Raw genomic sequence first — 17,361 nt, 5'->3', positions numbered from 1 at the left:
CGTGGACCTCCCCGACGAGGTCCATCAGCAGGTCCACGCCGTCGCCGGCTTCGCCTACGGCGCGGTCGGCGCCGACATCCACGTCTTCGGCGACGGCACACCCGTCTACCTCCTCTACGCACGCGACACGCACGGCTCCGCCGATCCCCTGCGGCGGGACTCGGCCTGGCTGCGCGCCCAGCCCAGCCGCATGCTCGACGCCCGCAGCGAGATCGTGGAGTTCACCGGCCGCGAGGCGGACCTGGCAGGGCTGCGCCGGTGGCGTGACCGCCTCGACCGGTCGGCCGTGCGCTGGCTGCACGGACCCGGCGGCGCGGGCAAGTCGCGCCTCGCCGCCCGCCTCGCCGCCGAGAGCGCCGAAGCGGGATGGCTCGTCGTGGACGCCGTGCACGGCACCGACACCCATCCGCCCGCCGAGGGCAGCCAGGACCTCCGCACCGACCACCGGACCGGCGTACTGCTGCTCGTCGACTACGCCGACCGCTGGCCCGACGCCCATCTGCGGTGGCTCTTCCACAACGGCCTGCTCCTCGGCGAACTCCCCGCCCGGGTCCTCCTCATCGCCCGCTCGGTACGGCCCTGGCCCGCCCTCCGGGCCCAGCTCACGCGCCAGCGGCGCGCCACCGACCTCTCGGACCATCCCCTGGGCCCGCTCTCCGGCCGACAGGGGGGCGAGCGCCTCCGCATGTTCGAGGCCGCCGCTCGCAGTTTCGCCGCCCACTACCCGGACGCCACCGCCCCGGCCGCACCGCGTCCGCCGTACCAGGACCTCGCCCGTCCCGACTTCGGTCTCACCCTCGCCGTCCACATGGCCGCCCTCGTCGCCGTCGACGCCCGGGCCGCCGGCCGGGAACCGCCGTCCGACCTCACCGGCATGACCGCGTACCTCCTCGACCGCGAACACGACAACTGGCGCCGCCCGCCGGGCGGGCAGGACGCCGGACAGCCGGCCCTCCGGCCACCCGGTGGCCACGACCGGTACTCCATCGACCTCGCGCGGACCGTCTTCACCGCCGTCCTCACCGGCCCGATGCGCCGCGCCGACGCCCGCCCGCTGCTGGACCGGCTCCTCCTGCGCACGCCCGTCGACGGCCTCCTGAGCGCTCACGCCGAGCACTACCCGCCCAGCGACCCGGCGGCCGCCCACGTGCTCGAACCGATGCTCCCCGACCGGCTCGCCGAGGACTACCTGGCCCTGACCCTCCCCGGCAGCCCCGTCAGCGGCCATCCCACCGACCTGTGGTCCGTGACGGCCGTCACCCGCATCCTGCGGCGCGAGACCGGGAACGCGCCCCCGTGGACCTCCCGCTCCCTCACCTTCCTCCTCGCCGCCGCCGAGCGCTGGCCGCACATCGGCCCCGACGTCCTCTTCCCGCTGCTGCGCCGCGACCCGGCCCTCGCCGTCCGGGGCGGCGACGCCGTGCTGGCCGGTATCGCCGCCCTCGACTCCGTGGACCTCGACGTCCTGGAGGCCGTCGCCCGTCTGGTGCCCCAGCGGGACGTACGCATGGGCGCCGGCGCCGGAGAACTCGCCGCCCGGCTCACCACCCGTCGGCTCCAGCGGGCCGAGGACCCGGCGGAGCGCTCCCGCCTCCACGCCGAGCTGTCCTCCGCGCACCTCAAGGCGGACCGACGAGCCGAGGCCCTCGTCCACATGGAGGAGGCCGTACGCCTCGCCCGGGAGGCCGCCGAGCAGGACCCGGCGCACCTGCCCGGCTACGCGAACGCCCTGCTCAACCTGGGTGGTTCGTTCACCCACGAGATCCCGGGAGCACACCGGGCCGTCCTCCTCCAGGAGTCGATCACGCTCATGCGGGCGGAGGCGGAAAGGGGCGCAGCAGCGAGGGAGCGGAGAGAGGCGGACGAAGAGGACGAGCAGGCTGAACGGGGCGACGAGGGCGACGAGGGTGACGAGGGGCCGCAGCGGCGACACGGCGCCGTCCTGGGTGCTCTCGGCCTCGCGTACACCCGCCTCGCCGTCGCCCACTGGGAGACCGGGGACCTGCCGCAGGCGCACGTCGCCCTCGCCGACGCCGATCGGTCCTTCACGGACCTGGTGGACCACGACCCCTTCCGCTGGTGGTCCATGTCCGACGACGTGGGCCTCGTGTCGACGATCAGGGGAGGCCTGCTGACGACCGAGGGCCGCCCCCAGGAGGCGGTCGAAGCCGTCGAGGCCGTCGTCGCGAACGCGCGCCGGATGGCCGGTCTCAGCCCCGCCCTCCACGGGCGCAATCTGGCCCATTCCCTCACCATGCAGAGCACCTATCTGTGGGAGGCCGGCCGCCACGCCGAAGCCGTCGGCGCGCTGCTGGAGGCGCTCCACCTCCACCGCCAGCTCGCCGAGGTCAGCCCAGGCGACCGGGACGCCCTCCCCGACCGGATCGACCAGGCCGCGGACAGGCTCATCGCACTGGGCCGGCACACCGAGGCGGTTCCGCTCGTCGAGGAGGTCCTCGCACTCCAACGGGAGCGTCTGGCCGTCGTCGGGCCGACGCCGGGCGAAGCCGCCGAGGCCGCTTACACCGCCATCCACAAGGCCCGGCACTACCTCCGCGGGCGGCGCGGCGCCGACCGGCTGCCCTGGGGCAGTTCGGCCGAGATCGACGCGGAGGCCGAGCGGCTGGTACGGGCCGCCGACCCCGCGGGCCTGTGGCACCTCCTGCGCGCGGTGCCCGCCCCCGACGCGGTCCGGATCGCCCACCGGCACGGCCCCGGCCACTGGGCCCCTCCCGAGGACGGGCCCGGCCGGGCGGCCGCGCTGCGGCTCGCCGCCCGGAGCCGGCGGCCGCACGCCGTCGCCAGGGCCGCCCGGGCCGCGGCCGCGCGGGCGGTGTGGCGGCTGCCCCGCACCGGCGGCCCCGGCGCACCGGAGCGGGTCTCGTTCGCGCCCGGGCAGCAGCCGGCGATGGCGTGGGAGACGTACCTTCCGGGGAAGCGGCGCGGCCGCCGCGAGCACGCCACCCGCATCGACGTGTACGACCTCGCCGGCCGCTCGCTCCTCTGGTCGGCGGACCACTTCAGGACGGGGACCGAACCGGTGGCCTGCCTCGGACCCGATGCGGTCCTCGCCCTGCGCGCGGGCCACCTCTGGGCCCAGGTCGAGCTCGTCCTGTACCGGCCCGGCGGACGGACGGAGGTCCTCGCGAGCGACCCCACCCTCATGGAGGCCCGGATCTTCGCCACGGCCGACGGGTTCGTCGTCCTGCCGTGGGATGCCGGCGTCGCCCTGGTCGCCGAGCGGGGCCGGCCGTTGCGCGAGGTCCGTCTGGCCGACCTGGGGCTGGTCCGGGGTTTCACCGCCTACGCCGTCGACCCCACCGGCCGGCGGATCCTGTTCGCGCGCGGCGACCGCGTGGTCCTGACCGACGCGGGCCTCGATCCGCTGTCCCCCCGCGGCTGGTGGCGGGTGCCGGACGGCCACGGCCCGGTGGACGCCGCGGTGTTCCTCTCTCCGGACGAGGCGGTCACCTCCGCTTCGACCGGCGGCCTCTACCTCTTCGAGCAGGAGGCCGACCGCACCCTGCTGACCGCGATGTCCGAAGCCCCCCGTATGGATCACCTGTTCGCGGTGCCGGGGTGGCGGGTGCTCGGCGGCCGGTCGGTGGAGGAGGAGACCCCGCACACCTTCGACGCCGTCGACCTCGCTCCGGTGCCGCCCCCGCGTCCGTTCGCGGGACCCTCGGGACGCACGCCCCGGACGGTCACCGCCTCACCGGGAGGCCGGTACGTGGTCCACGGCGACGAGGTGCACGACCTGGGCCTCCCGCTCTCCTTCGCCGGCCGGCCGGTCGCCTCGCTGACCCCGGCCGACCGGGCGGCACTCGGCGCCTTCCTCGACGGAGGCGCGACGCCCCCCTCGGCCGTCGGCGAACTGCTCCGACTCGTACGGGACCTCGCGTCCGCCGACTGACCACCCGCCACCGGTACGAGGAGAGTGACCGCGTTGTTCCGCAAGAAGGGCGCCTCCCAGGACACCCCGGCCGATCCACCGCACCCCGCCGAGCCCGGGACGGCCGCGGAGCCAGGCGGTCCGGCCGGGACCGCCGCTCCCTCGGAGCCCCTCGACCTCCAGCTGGGCGAGCACCACGACACCCCCGTGTTGCACCTGACACCCGACCTCATGGTGCGGCAGCAGAACGAACTCGCGGAGATGGAGCGCGAACTGGGCCCGGGACACGAGGACGTACTACGGGCGCGCCACACCCACGCGATGATGCTGGGCAACTGGGCCGCCGTGGCCCCGCCGGGCGACACCCGGATGGCCGATCGGGAGATCGCCCTCCTGGAGGTGAACCTGGGCTACCAGGAAGCCTCCCTCGGCCCGGACCACCTCGGGACGCTGAGAACCTGCCAGTCCATCGGCCACGCCCATCTGACGGCGGGCCGGCCCAGGCAGGCCATCCCGTATCTCGAACGGGCCCTGGAGGGCCGCGAGCGTGGCGCGGACCCGGATGACGAGGAGACGCTGACCGCCCGCGAGAAGCTGTCGGAGGCCTGCGCCGCGGCCGGGATGACCGATCGGGCGATCACCCTGCTGGAGGAGACGGCGGCGGCCAGCGAGCGGCTGCTCCCGCCGGGCGCCGAGACGGTGCGCGACCGCAAGGCCAAGCTGTTCGACGCCTACCGCGAGGCGGGCCGGCGGGCCGAGGCCATCGCCCTGTGCAAGGAGATCATCGAGGACACCGAGCGCTTCTACGGCCCGCACCACCTCGACACCTACACCTGGGTCGACAACCTCGCCCACCTCCACCACGACGAACAGGACCTCGACGCGGCCATCGCCTGCTACGAGCGGGCCATCGCGGGCCTCGAGCAGATCCACGGACCGGACAGCGAGGCCCTGTCCTACCGCTACCACAACCTCGCCATCGCCCATCTGGAAGACGGCCGCCCCGACCGGGCCGTCCCGCACCTGGCAGCGGCCCACTCGGCGCGCGAGCACACCTTCGGCGCCGACCACGGCACGACCCTGGACGCCCTCGTCGACCTGATCAACGCACTCGACCGGGCGGGCCGGCCCACCGAGGCCGTCGAGGCGACCGAACGACTGCTCGCCGCCCTGCTGCGCGTCGGCGGCCCCGACCACCCCCAACTCCCCGAGGTGCGCGCCTACCTGGAGCAACTGAGACGGCTGCTCCCTTAGGACTCCACCAGGCCCGTACGCCGCCGAGGCCTCGGGTCTTCCGCTTCTCCGGGCACGCCTTGAGGACGCGCGAACGCTCCGGTCACGGTCGACCGGGCGTCGGGCGACGGGACTCTCAACGACGGCGGTGGTGGGCGTCGCTGGCTGTGGGCGGTGCGTTGTGCACGCCGAGGAACGCATGGCCGCGTCTGTCGTGACGGGCGGCAACGGCCCAGGTGCGAACCCAAGCACCGCCCTGGCCCGCGTGCTGATCAGCGGAGACTGCATGATGGGTCCATGAAGTCTCTCACCGCTGCGGGCCTGCGGATCGTGGAGGGGTGGACCGCGCCCGACGGGCTCGTTCCGCCCACCGTCACCGGCCAGGCAGCGAGCTGCCCTTCCGAGGAAGGGCGGGTCGAGGCCATGCTGGACGTCCTCGACCCGGACCTGCACGAGAATGCGAACGCCGACTGGTACCGGCTGGCAGTCGAAGGAGGGCTCTTCTCCGAGACCGACCGCAGGTTCCTGATCGCGATCAATCCCGGGCCGGACCGCCTCGCGCGGTGGCACTGCGTCGAGCTGCAGAGCGAGTGGGACCTCATGGGCAAGGGTGCTGCCGGGCTGCTCGGCAGCGCACCCTGCCGTCCCGAGTTCGCCATGCTGTCGCTCGACGGGAACGTGCTGTGCTTCGCAACGACGTGGGAGCACGCGATCAGCACCTCGGTGCTGAAGGCGCCGCACCGCTCGCAGGTCCTCCGCCGGTGGGCCGAGGCACTGACGGACGGCTCCATGGACGACATGGGCGACCCCGATCAGCCGCCGCTGAGCGTGGCGGCACGCCGCTGGCTCGACAACCACCGGGAATCGTCCGACTGATCACGTGCGGAGCCGGAGAGCAAGGGCACGGGCGGTGGCGCTCGGAGACGGTCTTCCACGGCCCGAACCGTTCGGGCAGGTCCCGCCACTGCACACCGGTCCGCACCCCGGTGCAGAACCCCGTTGATCACCTGTCGGTGATCCCGCCACCGGCCACAACGACCGTTGCTGGCCGACAGAAGTGGCCGAAGCCGCCTCGGCACGCCGTGCCGCACGCCGCCTCACCCGCCGTCGCCGCCGGGCCCCTCCGGCCCGTCCGTGTCCGTGCGGCGCTTCAGGTCCTCGATCTCGGCGGCCAGTTCCTCGGCGCTCAGGCGCTCCACCGAGGCGCCGTGACGGGCGGCGAGTTCGTCGGCGGGGTCGGGGTGGCGTTCGTGGAGGTAGAGGATGAGCACGGCGCCGTCGTCGGGGACGCGGGTGCTGAGGGTGATCAGCGCCTCGCCGCCGGCCTCCAGGTTGTGCTGCTCGGCCGCGTTGCCCAGCAGTGCCCCGGCGGTGAAGCCCAGGAGCGCGCCGACCGGGCCGCCCAGCAGCCCGATCGCGAGACCGGCCGCACCCCCGCCGACCGTGGCGGTACCCGTCCCGCGCACGTGCGTGTCCAGCACCTCGAGCTGACCGTCCGCCCGCCGGGCCACGCTCGCCTCCTGCCGGTAGCCGGGCAGGTGCTGGGCCTCCCGGAACGCGGCGTCGCAGCGCTCCGGGTCCTGGAACGTCAGCAGCAGGACGGTGTCACGAGGTGAGCTCTCCACGGCCCGAGCCTAACCGCGCGGCGAACCGTTCCCCGGCTGCCCGACCTCGCCGAACGGGTGAGACGGCCGCCCCCCGGCCCGCCGTTCAGCCCAGCACCCCGCTCGCCCACAGCGTCGGCGGGACGGAGACCGCCGCCGCGAGCCAGAAGTCGTAGCGGCGGGGACGGTAGAGCCGTTCGGCCAGGCGGTGGAGCCACGCGCGGGAGTCGGCGTCCTCGAAGGAGCGGTCGAGCATGGCGTTGCGGAACAGGCCCAGGAAGGCCAGGGCCCAGCAGACCCCGAGGAGGGCGGTGGCCGCCACCCGGACGACGGTCAGCGCGGCCCAGCCGGTCGCGTCCTCCGCCAGCCCCGCCCCGGCCACCAGGGCGATCGAGGTCATGCCCGCGCCGATCCAGGCCCAGTTCGCCGCCGGCAGGCAGACGTCGAGTTCGGTCTTCTCCAGGTGCTCGTTCCGGGCCAGCCTTCGGCACAGTTCGCGCTCCTCCGCGCGTTCCTCGGGCGGGGGATTGTGGCCGATGAGGCGCCCCAGCGGGAGCAGCCTGCCCACGACGTACCAATTGGGATCCACGGATCGGGCTTTCTTGACGGGAGTCGGAGTGGGGGTGGGGAGGGCGGGCCGCCGCACGCGCGGCGGCCCGCCCCGGGTGGCGCCTAGCGGCGGCGCCGGTTGTTCCACAGGGTCTGGCCCGCGGCGTAGTACGTGCCGAACGCCGTGTACCGGGCGTCGTAGCGGCCCCAGCGGGTCGCCTTGCCCGCCGCCGAGCGGTAGCGGTTGCCGGCCTTGGCGACCGCGCGCTTCGTCGAACCGGTCGTGCGGACGCGCGCCTTCTTGGCGGCGCCGTACGCCCGCTTGGCCTTCTTCGCCTTCGACGCCATCCGCAGGGACTTGCCCGCGATGCCGATGCCGGGCAGCGTCATCGCCGCCCCCACGTAGTCACGGGACCGGATCGAGCGGTACGCGCTGTACGCGTTCAGCCCGAGCGCGACCATCCCGAGACCGGGGACGAACATCGATGCGACGGAGGCCACCGTCGCGATGGTACCGATGTTCCGCTTGACGAAGCCGCCGGCCTTCTTGGCCCACTTCGGCATCCCCCACTTGCCGTCCAGGTCGAACATGTTGACCGGGTCGGCGTTGACGTAGTCGTAGGGGTTCGCGTTGCCGCCGTAGACCGGGTCCGTGGACAGGAAGCGTCCGGTGGACGGGTCGTAGAGGCGCACGCCCATCAGGCTCAGACCGGTCAGGGTCTCGCCCGAGCGCTGCTTCCCGCCGAGCCAGCCGTACCGCGGGTGCTGCTCCTGCCCGGCGCGCGGCACACCGTACTCGTCGGTGTCGAGCACCACGGGCGCCACGGAGCCGTCCAGCGGGAGCCGGAGCGCCACGTCCCCGTGGATGTTCGTCAGCTGGAGCACCGTGTCACCGGTCTTGCCGGTGGTCGCGGCGAGGTCGCCCGAGGCCGAGTCGACGTTCCGGGTCAGGGCGCCGGACGCGGTGTCCTCGACGATCCAGCGCGGGTTGTCCCCGTCCGAGTCGTAGTGGTTCAGCTTGGACTTCTCGCGGAGCCAGGTGCCGGCGGCGTCCTTGTCCACGGTGAAGGAGCGGAACCGGTGCGCCGCGTCGAGCTGCCAGGTCTGCCGCTTGCCGCCCGCCGTCTGCTGGTACGCCAGGTCGTTCGCGTAGTAGCCGATCGTGCCGTGACCGGGCACCGACGTGGTGCGGCCGAAGGCGTCGTAGACGTACCCGGGGTCCGTGATCCGGCCGGCGCCGTCGAAGCCCGTACGGGTCGTCGTGCCGCCCGCCGTCGTGCAGTCGGCGCCCTGGGCCGCGGCGGACGTGGTCAGCGAGGTGCGGTGGGTGCGCTTGTCGAAGCCGTAGGCGCGCGTGGTGCACACCGACTCCACCGTGTCCTCGACCCGGGTCAGCCGGCCCGTGGCGTCATAGCCGTAGCTCTGCTGCGACCAGCCGGAGTGCTGGGTCACCTGGCCGTGGATCGACTCGCTGACGGTGTCGGAGACGATCTCCAGACCGTCGCGGTCCCGGGTGTAGACCCGGCTGCTCGCCGTCCCGGTGGGGTCCTCCTTCTGCGTGAGGGTGTAGCCGCCGGGCAGCCGCTCGCTGGTGACCCCGCCGTCGGCGTCGTAGCGCGCGGAGAAGGTGCCCGCGACCGAGTCCGTGGTGGACGTGGCCAGTCCGCGCGGCTCGACGGAGGTGTCGTACGCGTACGTGACCGTCGACGGGACCGAGTCGCGGACCTCCACGGGCCGGCCGAGCCGGTCGTACGAGGTCGTCGTGGTGCCGCCGTCGGCGTCGGCGTACGAGACGAGGCGGCCGAGCGTGTCGTACGCCTTGGTGATCGTGCCGCCGGTCGGCGACACGGTCCTGACCTCCCGGCCGGACGCCGGGTCGTAGACGGTGGTCGACTCCGGGACGGCCTGCCCGGTGCCGCCGGTGACCTTGCTGGTCACCGGGCGTCCCGCCGCGTCGAACGTGGTCGTGGTGGTGCGGGTGACGCCGTTCGCGGTCTCGGTGACCTTCGCCGGCTGGCCCCACCAGTTGTACTCGGTGGTGGTCGTCGGCAGCTCGGCCGGATGACCGCCGCCCGCCGTGCCGGCCGGCCCGACCGAGCAGAGCTGGTCGGCCCACTCCGGCCGGCCCGCGCAGGAGCCCGTGCCGGTGGCGGACCAGTACGAGGTGACCCGGGCCGCCGCGTCGCCTCCGGACGAACCCGGCGGGACCTCCTTGGTCTTGCGGCCCTGCTCGTCGTACTCCGTGCCCGTGGCCAGCGCGAGCCCGCCCGGGTCCTGGACCGACCTCGTCGGCAGGCCCTTCGTCCAGTCGTACGCGGTCTCGGTGACCCGGGCGTCGGCCAGGACCTCCGGGTGCGCGCGGACCTGCGCGCCGCTGGTGCTCCTGGTGACCTGGTCCCGGATGGTCGCGGTCCCGTCGGTGGGACGGCCCGCGTCGTACTCCTTGACCGTCCAGCTCCGCGCCGTGACCGACTCGCCGGCCGCGGTGTGGGTGGTGCCGCCGGACCTCAGGTCCGCGGTCAGGTCCACCCGGTGCAGCGGCCCGAGCTCCTCCAGCTCCCGGGTGCCCGCCCGGTCGTAGACGGAGCGGGTGGCGAGCAGTTCGGCGCGCTCCGCGCCGGGCAGCCCGGCGATGCCGAGGTCCGCCAGCTGCTCCCGGTCCGCCTCGTCGGCGCCGAGCGCGAGGGCCCGGTTGGCCGCGGACAGCTCGCGTACGGCGTTGCCGTTCTCGTCGTGGTCGGTGGCGCTGATGTGGCCGCCCGGCTCGGCGGTGTTCACCTCGCGCCCGGACACGTCCAGGTAGCGGACGGTGGCCCGGCGGTAGGCGGCCCTGTCGAGCTCGCCACCCGCGTGCGCGGACGGCACGGCGTCGGCGGGCAGTACGGCCGTCGCGTCGGTCGGCGAGGACTGCTGCCCCCAGGCGGCGACGTCCCGCGCGCCCATCGGGTGCGGGGCGCGGTCCCCGGTCAGCGGGACGCCGTAGACCACGCTGGTCGCGGCGGTGCCGTCGACGCGGTCGGTGCTGCCGGGCGCGAGCGCCGGGCGGGAGGCCCGGAGCAGCTTCCCGTCGCCGGCCGTGGCGTCCTGGCCGCCGCTGCCGTACGCGAAAGTCCAGGGCTGCTCACCGGGCGGGGTGAGACCGGTGACCCGGCCCGCGTCGTCGTAGCCGTAGGCGGTCTTCAGGGCCGGCGAGACGAGCGGGTTCCAGGTCTCGCGCAGCCTGCCCCGGTCGTCGTACCGGTAGGTCTGGACGGTCTTCGCGCTCGCCGAGGCGGCGCCCGGTTCGGTCGACCAGAGCCTGATCTCCTTGACCTGGTCCTTGACGTCGCCGAGGGCGTCGCCGGTGGCCGTGGTGCTCGTCGCGTACACGTACTCCAGCGCGCGGCAGCCGCGGGTGCTCGGCGTCGCGGTGCAGGCGGCGGCCGAGGTGGCGGAGCTGGGCGCGATGACCCGCTTGGGACGGGCGAGCTTGGCACCGTCGACGGTGACGGTCTCGGAGACCACGGTGGTCGCGGAGGCGCTGAGGCCGTTGAGCAGCGTGGACGACACCTGCCAGGTGGGCGCGGTGGCGTCGGCCCGGGTGAAGGTGGTGACGGTGCCCTCCGGGTCGGAGAGCGTGAAGGTGCCGGTCACCGCGCCCTGCAGGACGAGGTCCTCGGCGCCGGGTTCGGCGACCCAGCCGTCTCGGGCCGCGTTGGCGGTGAAGTGGATCGGGTCGCCCTCGGCGTCGACGACGTCCACGGCGGTGTCGGACAGGCGGCGCAGGTAGGCGTAGTCGGAGTCGGTCGTCTCGGCCGCGGTGCCGGCCACCCACTCCTTGCCGAAGATGGGCGCCTGTCCCGCCTGCTTGGTGCCCGCGTCGGGACGCCGGGAGGAGGCGGAGCGGTTGACGGACAGGTCGAACGCGGAGACGTCGCTCGCGGAGAGGGCGTAGTCGCCGGTCAGCAGGTTGACGCTGCCGGGGCCGACGTCGGTGGTGGCGGCGCCGCTGGCGTTGCGGTCGACGACGACGGTGCGCGGGGCGGTGCTGCCCTTGGCGCCGCCGGGCCCCGTGAGGTCGGCCTTGAGCTGGATGGTGCCGTCCGGGTCGACGGTCCGGGTGGCCTCCCAGGACAGCTTCTTGTTGGTGCCGCCGGTCAGCGGCACCGGCCAGCTGACGCCGGACTCGTCACCGCTGACGTGGGCCGCGGGTATCGGCTGCCACGGGTCGGCCTCGGAGCGGCGCCAGGAGAACGAGACCTGGTCGAAGACGCGGCTGTCGGCCGTGGCGACGAGCGGCACGCGCCGGACGATCCGGGTGCCCTCGGAGGGCTGGGCGACGCCGCCGGGGCCCGCGTTGAAGGTGTACTCGGCGGCCTCGGAGCGGTTGTCGGCCTTGTCGACGGCCCGCACGCGCAGGGTGAGGGTGCCGTCGGTGGCCGGGGTGACGGACAGGTCCTTCGCCGCGGCGCTCGTGTGCGAGACCTTGGTCCAGGTGGTGCCGTCCAGCGACCACTCCAGCCAGTTGACGTCGGCCGAGGCCGGGGTCACGGCGAACGAACCGGATGTGCCCGCGCCGCCGGCCCAGCGGTCCGCCGGGTAGTCCTTGGACGTGATCGAGACGGGCGCGGACGGGGCCCGGGTGTCGACGGTGAAGGTCTTCCACGCGGACCACGCCGTGTTGTAGTGGGTGCCGTCGTAGGAGTTGCTGCGGAACCTGTACGTGCGGCCGTCGGCGAGCACGCCCGCCGGGACGGTCACGGAGGCGGGCTGCCCGGAGGCCACGTACGGGGAGACGAGCAGGCCGCCGACCTGCTGGTCGGTCGCGGTGTCGAAGATCTGGAAGGTGGCGTTGACCTTGTCACCGTTCTTGTCGGTGATGGTGTCGCGCAGCACCGGCCGCACCGTGTTGACCACGTAGGCGCCGCCGTACGAGAAGTACGGCGGTCCCGCCTCCTGCTTGGTGCCGACGCCGGGCCGGTAGTTGTACGTGACGGGACAGCTTCGGCGGGTTCTGCGCGGCGTTCGCGGAGTTGACCCGCTTCCACTGCGCGACGACCGTCTCCGAAGCGGCCCGCAGGCCCATGCCGGAGGTGGCCTCCTTGGACGAGGCCCACTCCTGCACCAGCGTCTTCACGTCGGCGGTGATCCAGCCGTCCGGCTGGGCGGAGCAGCCCGGGTTGCCCGTGGTCTGGGTGGAGGTGGCCCGCTTGGCCGTCCACGCCGGCTGGGCGGTCCACCGGGAGGCGGTCGACGCCTTGCCGGTCGCCCACACCTCCCACGGGTAGGCCTTGCAGTCGGTGTTTGGCCGAGTGGAAGTTCCACAGGGACAGCGTGGCCGAGGAGACGAGGGAGTCGGCGATCGGCGCGGTGTTCCAGGTGATGAAGGAACGCGCGGTGCGCGGAGTGCCGTTGGCGTTCTTGGTGCCCGGGTTGCCGAGGTCGAGCTCGGTGTCGGTGGACCAGTCCGCGGGTCTCGCCCTGCTGGACGTACGTGTCGAAGACGTTGCCGAGGCTGCCGGTGGAGGGGTCCACGGTGACCGGGTACGTCGTGGCCGGGTCGGCGAGGAACGCCGCGTCGGGCGTCAGGACGAGGTCCACGCCGTCCTCGGTCCTCACGACCTTCATGGCGACCGGGGCGCGGCGGGTGTGCTCGCCGGAGACCGGGTCGGTGGAGGCGTCCCACATCAGCGGGGCCGGCATCACCGCCTGGCGGTGCTTCTTCTCGTCGACGAAGAGCAGGCTGCCGTCGGGCTGTTCCTGGACGTCGAGGCCCTGCGTGCGCAGCGGCAGGGTGTACGCGTAGGCGTCCGTGTCCGGCCGCCGCTTGATCTCGACGAACTGCTCGAAGCCGGTGCGGGTGGCGTCGACGATGACGTCGGCGCCGGGCACGGCCTCGGGGTAGCGGGCGCGGGTGCCGTTCAGCTGCGGGGCGGGCAGGCCGCCCTTCCACTGGAGGGTGATCTGCTGGTCGCCCTCGCCGAGGGTGACGAGGTCGTGCGCGGCGGCCCGCTGGGAGGCGTCCAGCGAGCGGGGCTTCGCGCCTCCGCCGCCGGCCGAGAGTTCGAGGCCGTTGGGGTGCGCGACGGGTTCGATGTCGCCGTCGGGGGCCTTGCGCAGGCGTACGTCCACATCGGTCCAGACGCCGTCGCGCTCGAACCGGACGGGGCCGCCGAAGAGTTCGGAGGTGAGGCTGCCGTCGGGGTTCGCCCAGGTCGTGGACGTCTCCGAGCGCTCGGACAGCGCCTCGATCTTCTTTCCGGACAGCTTGGCCGCGGTCCGCGCGGAGGCGAGGTCGGCCGCCTCGGTGACGGCCGGGGCCACCGGTTCGCGCTCGGCGGCGAAGGCGGCGCTGCCCTCCACCAGGCCCGCGGTCATCAACAGCGCGAGGGTGCCCGCGAGGTGCTTGAGGCTCCGCCCCGTCCATGGTCTGTGGCGCTCGGTGGCGCGGTCCAGCGGGTGACCCAATGTCATGAAGCCCATCCGTCCATTCGTTCGTGTCGCGGGCAGGAGGTGTCCTTGTGGGGGCACCAAATACTCACAAGATGCTTATTGCGACCGGAAGGGGCGTTACTTGATCTACATCAACTTGGGGACCTAGGGCCCTAACAAGGACTTAGATCATCAAAAAGGAACATTCGGACTCGCTCGTGGGGGTCCGGGAAGGCAGCCGGAACTCCCCGTGACCCGTCAGGAATTCCTCGCCCGGAACGATCACCCCCGGCGGGACGAAGGTCACCCGCCCAGCGTCCCGGGTGGAACGTGAGCGCCGCCAGGGCCGAAAGACCATCAGGGCGCGGGGACGGGGGCACCGCGGTCGGTCCGACTCCTGGAGATCGCGATCGACGCGCTGGACATCGCCGCGATCCGACCGTTCTGGAACGACTCGTATCCGCGACCCGTGCCCCCGCGTTCTCGGTTCTCGCCGACGTGGAGGGGAACGAGGTCCGCGTGAGCACATGACAGGGCCGAGACGCCTGAGGCCCACCTCGAACCTCAGGGCCACCGCACGCGTTGACGGCTGCCACCAGCACGCTGGGCCCGTAACCAACGACGGGCCGCGGAATCGCCCGCACCTCACCCATCCGCGCGCGACGTGCGCGACACCACGGACGGGATCAGACTGGACAGAGTGAGCAGACTGACGGAGACCGGTCCCGAGCCGCGCCCCGCGCGGCAGAAGGCCGGCCGGCTCCCGAACCAGACGGTGGCGCTCGCGGCGATGATGTTCGCGGTGGCGATGACCTTCATCGACCAGACCATCGTCTCCATCGCCGCTCCCGACATCGTGCGCGAACTGGGCCTCTCCAGCTCGGGCATGCAGTGGGTGGTCAACGCCTACCTGCTCGCCCTCGCCGCGTTCTTCGCCCTCGGCGGCCGCCTGGCCGACCTGTACGGGCCACGGCGCGTCGTCGTCGTCGGGACGCTCGTCTTCGTCATCGCCTCGGTCCTCTGCGGGTGCGTCCCCTCCGGCGACTACGCCCAGTCCTGGCTCATCGCCTTCCGGGCCGTACAGGGGCTCGGCGCGGCGCTGCTCTTCCCGGCCGCGCTGGCCGTGGTCGTGGCGGTCTTCCCCGTCGAACGGCGGGGCCGGGCCCTCGCCCTCTTCTTCGGGATCTCCGGAGCGCTGACCGCCGTCGGTCCGCTGCTGGGCGGCTGGCTCACGGCCTCGTGGACCTGGCGCGCCGTCTTCTGGGTCAACGTGCCGGTCGCCGTCATCGCCCTGATCCTCACCGCCCTCGCGCACATCGCGGACCGCCCGCGCCCCGGAACGCTCGACGTGCCGGGCGCGGCCCTCGTGGCCGTCGGCATGGGGCTGAGCGTCCTCGGCTTCCAGCAGGCGTGGACGTGGGGCTGGGGGAGCTGGGCGACCTGGCTGTGCGTCGTCGGCGGCCTGGCGATCCTGTACGTGTTCGTGCGGTACGAGCGCGGCCTCCGCCACCCGCTGATCGACCTGCGGGTCTTCCGGGACAAGGCGTTCGCGGTGGACGCGGCCGTGCTGTTCTTCGCGATGCTCGCCTTCGTACCGGTGTTCTTCTTCTCGTCCGTCTACGCCCAGGTGTCCCTCAGCGCCTCTCCCAACCAGGCGGCGCTCTTCCTGCTGTACTTCTTCGTTGGCTTCGCCCTCGCCTCCCAGTGGGGCGGCAGGATCCTCGACAAGCGGGGTGCCCGGCCCGCGCTGAAAGCGGGAACGATCCTGGGCGCGGTGGGGTTCGCCTTGTGGGCCCACGAGCTGACCAACCTGTCCATGCACGACCAGTGGCCGTACGTGGCGCTCGCCGGCGCGGGAATCGGGTTCATCCTGGCCCCGGCGTCGACGGACGCGGTCAACCGGGCCATCGGCGCCTCGTACGGCGAGGTCACCGGCATCACGCAGACGGTCCGCAACTACGCGGCGAGCGTCGGACTGGCGGTGTTCGGCACCCTGCTGTCCCGGGCGATGACGGAGAACGTGACGGACACGCTCCGGGCGCGGGGCATCTCACCCGCCGTCGCGGACCAGGTCGCCCGCGGCATCACCGATTCCGTCTCGGGCCACGGCGACGCCACCCCGCCGACCGGCACCGGCCAGGTCGCCGAAGCCACCCGCGACGCCATGTCGGCCATCCAGATGGACTTCGCCCAGGCCAACCAGTGGGTCTTCTACGGCATGGCCGTCGCCCTCGCCCTGGGCTTCCTGTGCGCCGTCCGCCATCCGGGCGACCGCGCCACCGCCAAGGCTCCGACACCTTCGGAGTGACCGCGCGGAGGGGGCCCGGGCCGAGGGGACGACCGACGTCCCGCCCGCTCGCCCTGACGGCCCCTCCGCGGGGCGCGCCGCCAGGGTGAGCGGCGGGGTCGGCCGTGCGCCTCGGACGCCTAGGAGGCCGGGACCTCGTCGACGAACGACGTTCCGGCGCCGCGCAGGGCGGCGACCTTCGCGGCCACCTGGGCCGGGGTGAGCACCTGGTCCTTGACGTGCAGGACGTAGTCGACGCGCTGGTCGTAGGCGCGCGCGGCCGTCGACGTCTGGCCGTTGAGGTCGATCAGCCACTGGTTGAAGTTGATCGACATCGGGCGTTCGGGCAGGTACTGGGGCGCCGTGGGTGCCGAACAGCGCGCCGTCGATGTAGCTGGGTGCGGGACCACCTTCTCGACAACCCCGACCCCCGGAAGGGCTGCTGCGCAGCGCCCTCAGCAAGATCTTCGTGGCGGACCTGCCGCTCACCCCGGACCGGGACGAGAACGCGCGCCGGATCGTGGGGGCGGCCCGCAAGGACTCGGGCAGCAGCGGCGGCTGCTGGCCGCCCTGGCCCGGCTCGATTCGCTCGACCGGCTCGACGCCAAGGACGCGGCCGGCCGGGGGACGGAGCTCCGGTCGCTGCTCGGGCGGCTGCGGGAGGACGAGGAGGTCGCGCACTCCGAGCGGGACCCCTTCTCGACGGTGGTGCTCCGGGACGGCACGGCGGTCTTCATCGACCGGCGGAGCTGCGCGAGAAGCTGCGGCTCTTCGTGGCCGATCCGGAGCAGACGGTCCTGGTGGTGGACGGGGAGCCGGACAGCGGGCGCTCGTACACGTACCACCTGATCCGTCATCTGGGGCAGCACTGCGGGTTCCGTCCGGTGCGGGTGACGCTGACGCGGACGACGACGGCGGCGCGGCTGGTCGGGCGGCTCGACGAGTTCGTGTCGGAGCCGGGCACCGACGGAGTTCCGTTGAACCCCACACGGTTGAACGATCCACTTCCGTCGATCGACGACGCCGTGCACCGGATCGTCAGCCGCGCACCGCCGCCGAGGAGCGCTTCTGGCTGGTCCTGGACGAGTGCGACACCCTCGACCCGAACTCCGACGTCTGGGACTGCATCGGCAAGCTCGCCCTCGCGATCTACGAGCACACGCCGGTGCGGACCCAGACCGTGCCCCGGCTCGTGCTGCTCGGCTACTCCACCGCGCTGCGCCAACTCCCGTACGACATCCGCAAGAACGAGGTCCGCGACACACCGCGCGGGTGGTCGAGGCGGACGATCTGCGGGCGTTCTTCGAGCAGTTCTTCCGGGAGTCGCCGACACCGCCGGACGAGGAACTGCGGCCCGCGCTCGTGGAGACGGCGGTCGCCGAGGT

At 73.4% G+C, this 17,361-nt stretch carries 6 protein-coding genes and 3 pseudogenes; 4 read left to right on the top strand and 5 right to left on the bottom strand.

Going from position 1 to position 17,361, the window contains the following annotated elements:
• Position 1: 1 nt before the first annotated feature.
• The 3 genes from ABD981_RS11620 (at position 2) to ABD981_RS11610 (ending at position 6,001) form a co-directional block, all read left to right on the top strand.
• A complete protein-coding gene (locus ABD981_RS11620) occupies positions 2 to 3,913 on the top strand; it encodes a hypothetical protein (protein WP_345529013.1) in 3,912 nt (1,303 codons plus the stop codon).
• A 24-nt stretch (positions 3,914 to 3,937) separates the two neighbouring features.
• Positions 3,938 to 5,146: a tetratricopeptide repeat protein gene (locus ABD981_RS11615; protein WP_345529011.1), complete on the top strand. Its 1,209-nt coding sequence runs from the start codon at positions 3,938 to 3,940 to the stop codon at positions 5,144 to 5,146.
• A 276-nt stretch (positions 5,147 to 5,422) separates the two neighbouring features.
• Entirely contained in the window at positions 5,423 to 6,001 is a 579-nt protein-coding gene (locus ABD981_RS11610; protein WP_046910995.1) for a hypothetical protein, read from the top strand.
• A 37-nt stretch (positions 6,002 to 6,038) separates the two neighbouring features.
• Here ABD981_RS11610 and ABD981_RS11605 read toward each other — a convergent pair.
• From ABD981_RS11605 to ABD981_RS11590, 4 genes and pseudogenes are all read right to left on the bottom strand, one after another.
• Positions 6,039 to 6,204, bottom strand: a pseudogene (locus ABD981_RS11605) (transposase); the annotation flags it as partial.
• 18 nt (positions 6,205 to 6,222) lie between these two features.
• Positions 6,223 to 6,750, bottom strand: a complete 528-nt coding sequence (locus ABD981_RS11600) for a hypothetical protein (protein WP_046910996.1) — start codon at positions 6,748 to 6,750, stop codon at positions 6,223 to 6,225.
• Positions 6,751 to 6,835: 85 nt separating this feature from the next.
• Positions 6,836 to 7,318, bottom strand: a complete 483-nt coding sequence (locus ABD981_RS11595; protein ID WP_131723928.1) for a hypothetical protein — start codon at positions 7,316 to 7,318, stop codon at positions 6,836 to 6,838.
• Between the two features lie 83 nt (positions 7,319 to 7,401).
• Positions 7,402 to 13,635 (bottom strand): annotated as a pseudogene (locus tag ABD981_RS11590) (DNRLRE domain-containing protein).
• Between the two features lie 844 nt (positions 13,636 to 14,479).
• On the opposite strand from ABD981_RS11590, the gene ABD981_RS11585 reads away from it, so the two are divergent.
• Positions 14,480 to 15,997 (top strand): MFS transporter, encoded by a 1,518-nt coding sequence (locus ABD981_RS11585; protein WP_046911023.1) that lies wholly within the window; start codon positions 14,480 to 14,482, stop codon positions 15,995 to 15,997.
• Positions 15,998 to 16,116: 119 nt separating this feature from the next.
• Here the strand turns inward: ABD981_RS11585 and ABD981_RS11580 are convergent.
• A pseudogene (locus ABD981_RS11580) lies at positions 16,117 to 16,369 on the bottom strand (cellulose binding domain-containing protein); the annotation flags it as partial.
• Positions 16,370 to 17,361: the final 992 nt, after the last annotated feature.

This window comes from Streptomyces showdoensis (genome assembly GCF_039535475.1).
GTDB lineage: Bacteria > Actinomycetota > Actinomycetes > Streptomycetales > Streptomycetaceae > Streptomyces > Streptomyces showdoensis.
The sequence above is the reverse complement of the archived record's forward strand: the minus strand, read 5'-3'. Positions and strand labels throughout refer to the sequence as shown.

Excerpts from the sequence above, each read along its gene's own strand:
- ABD981_RS11610 (WP_046910995.1), top strand. The coding sequence starts at position 5,423 with ATGAAGTCTCTCACCGCTGCGGGCCTGCGGATCGTGGAGGGGTGGACC.
- ABD981_RS11585 (WP_046911023.1), top strand. The coding sequence starts at position 14,480 with ATGATGTTCGCGGTGGCGATGACCTTCATCGACCAGACCATCGTCTCC.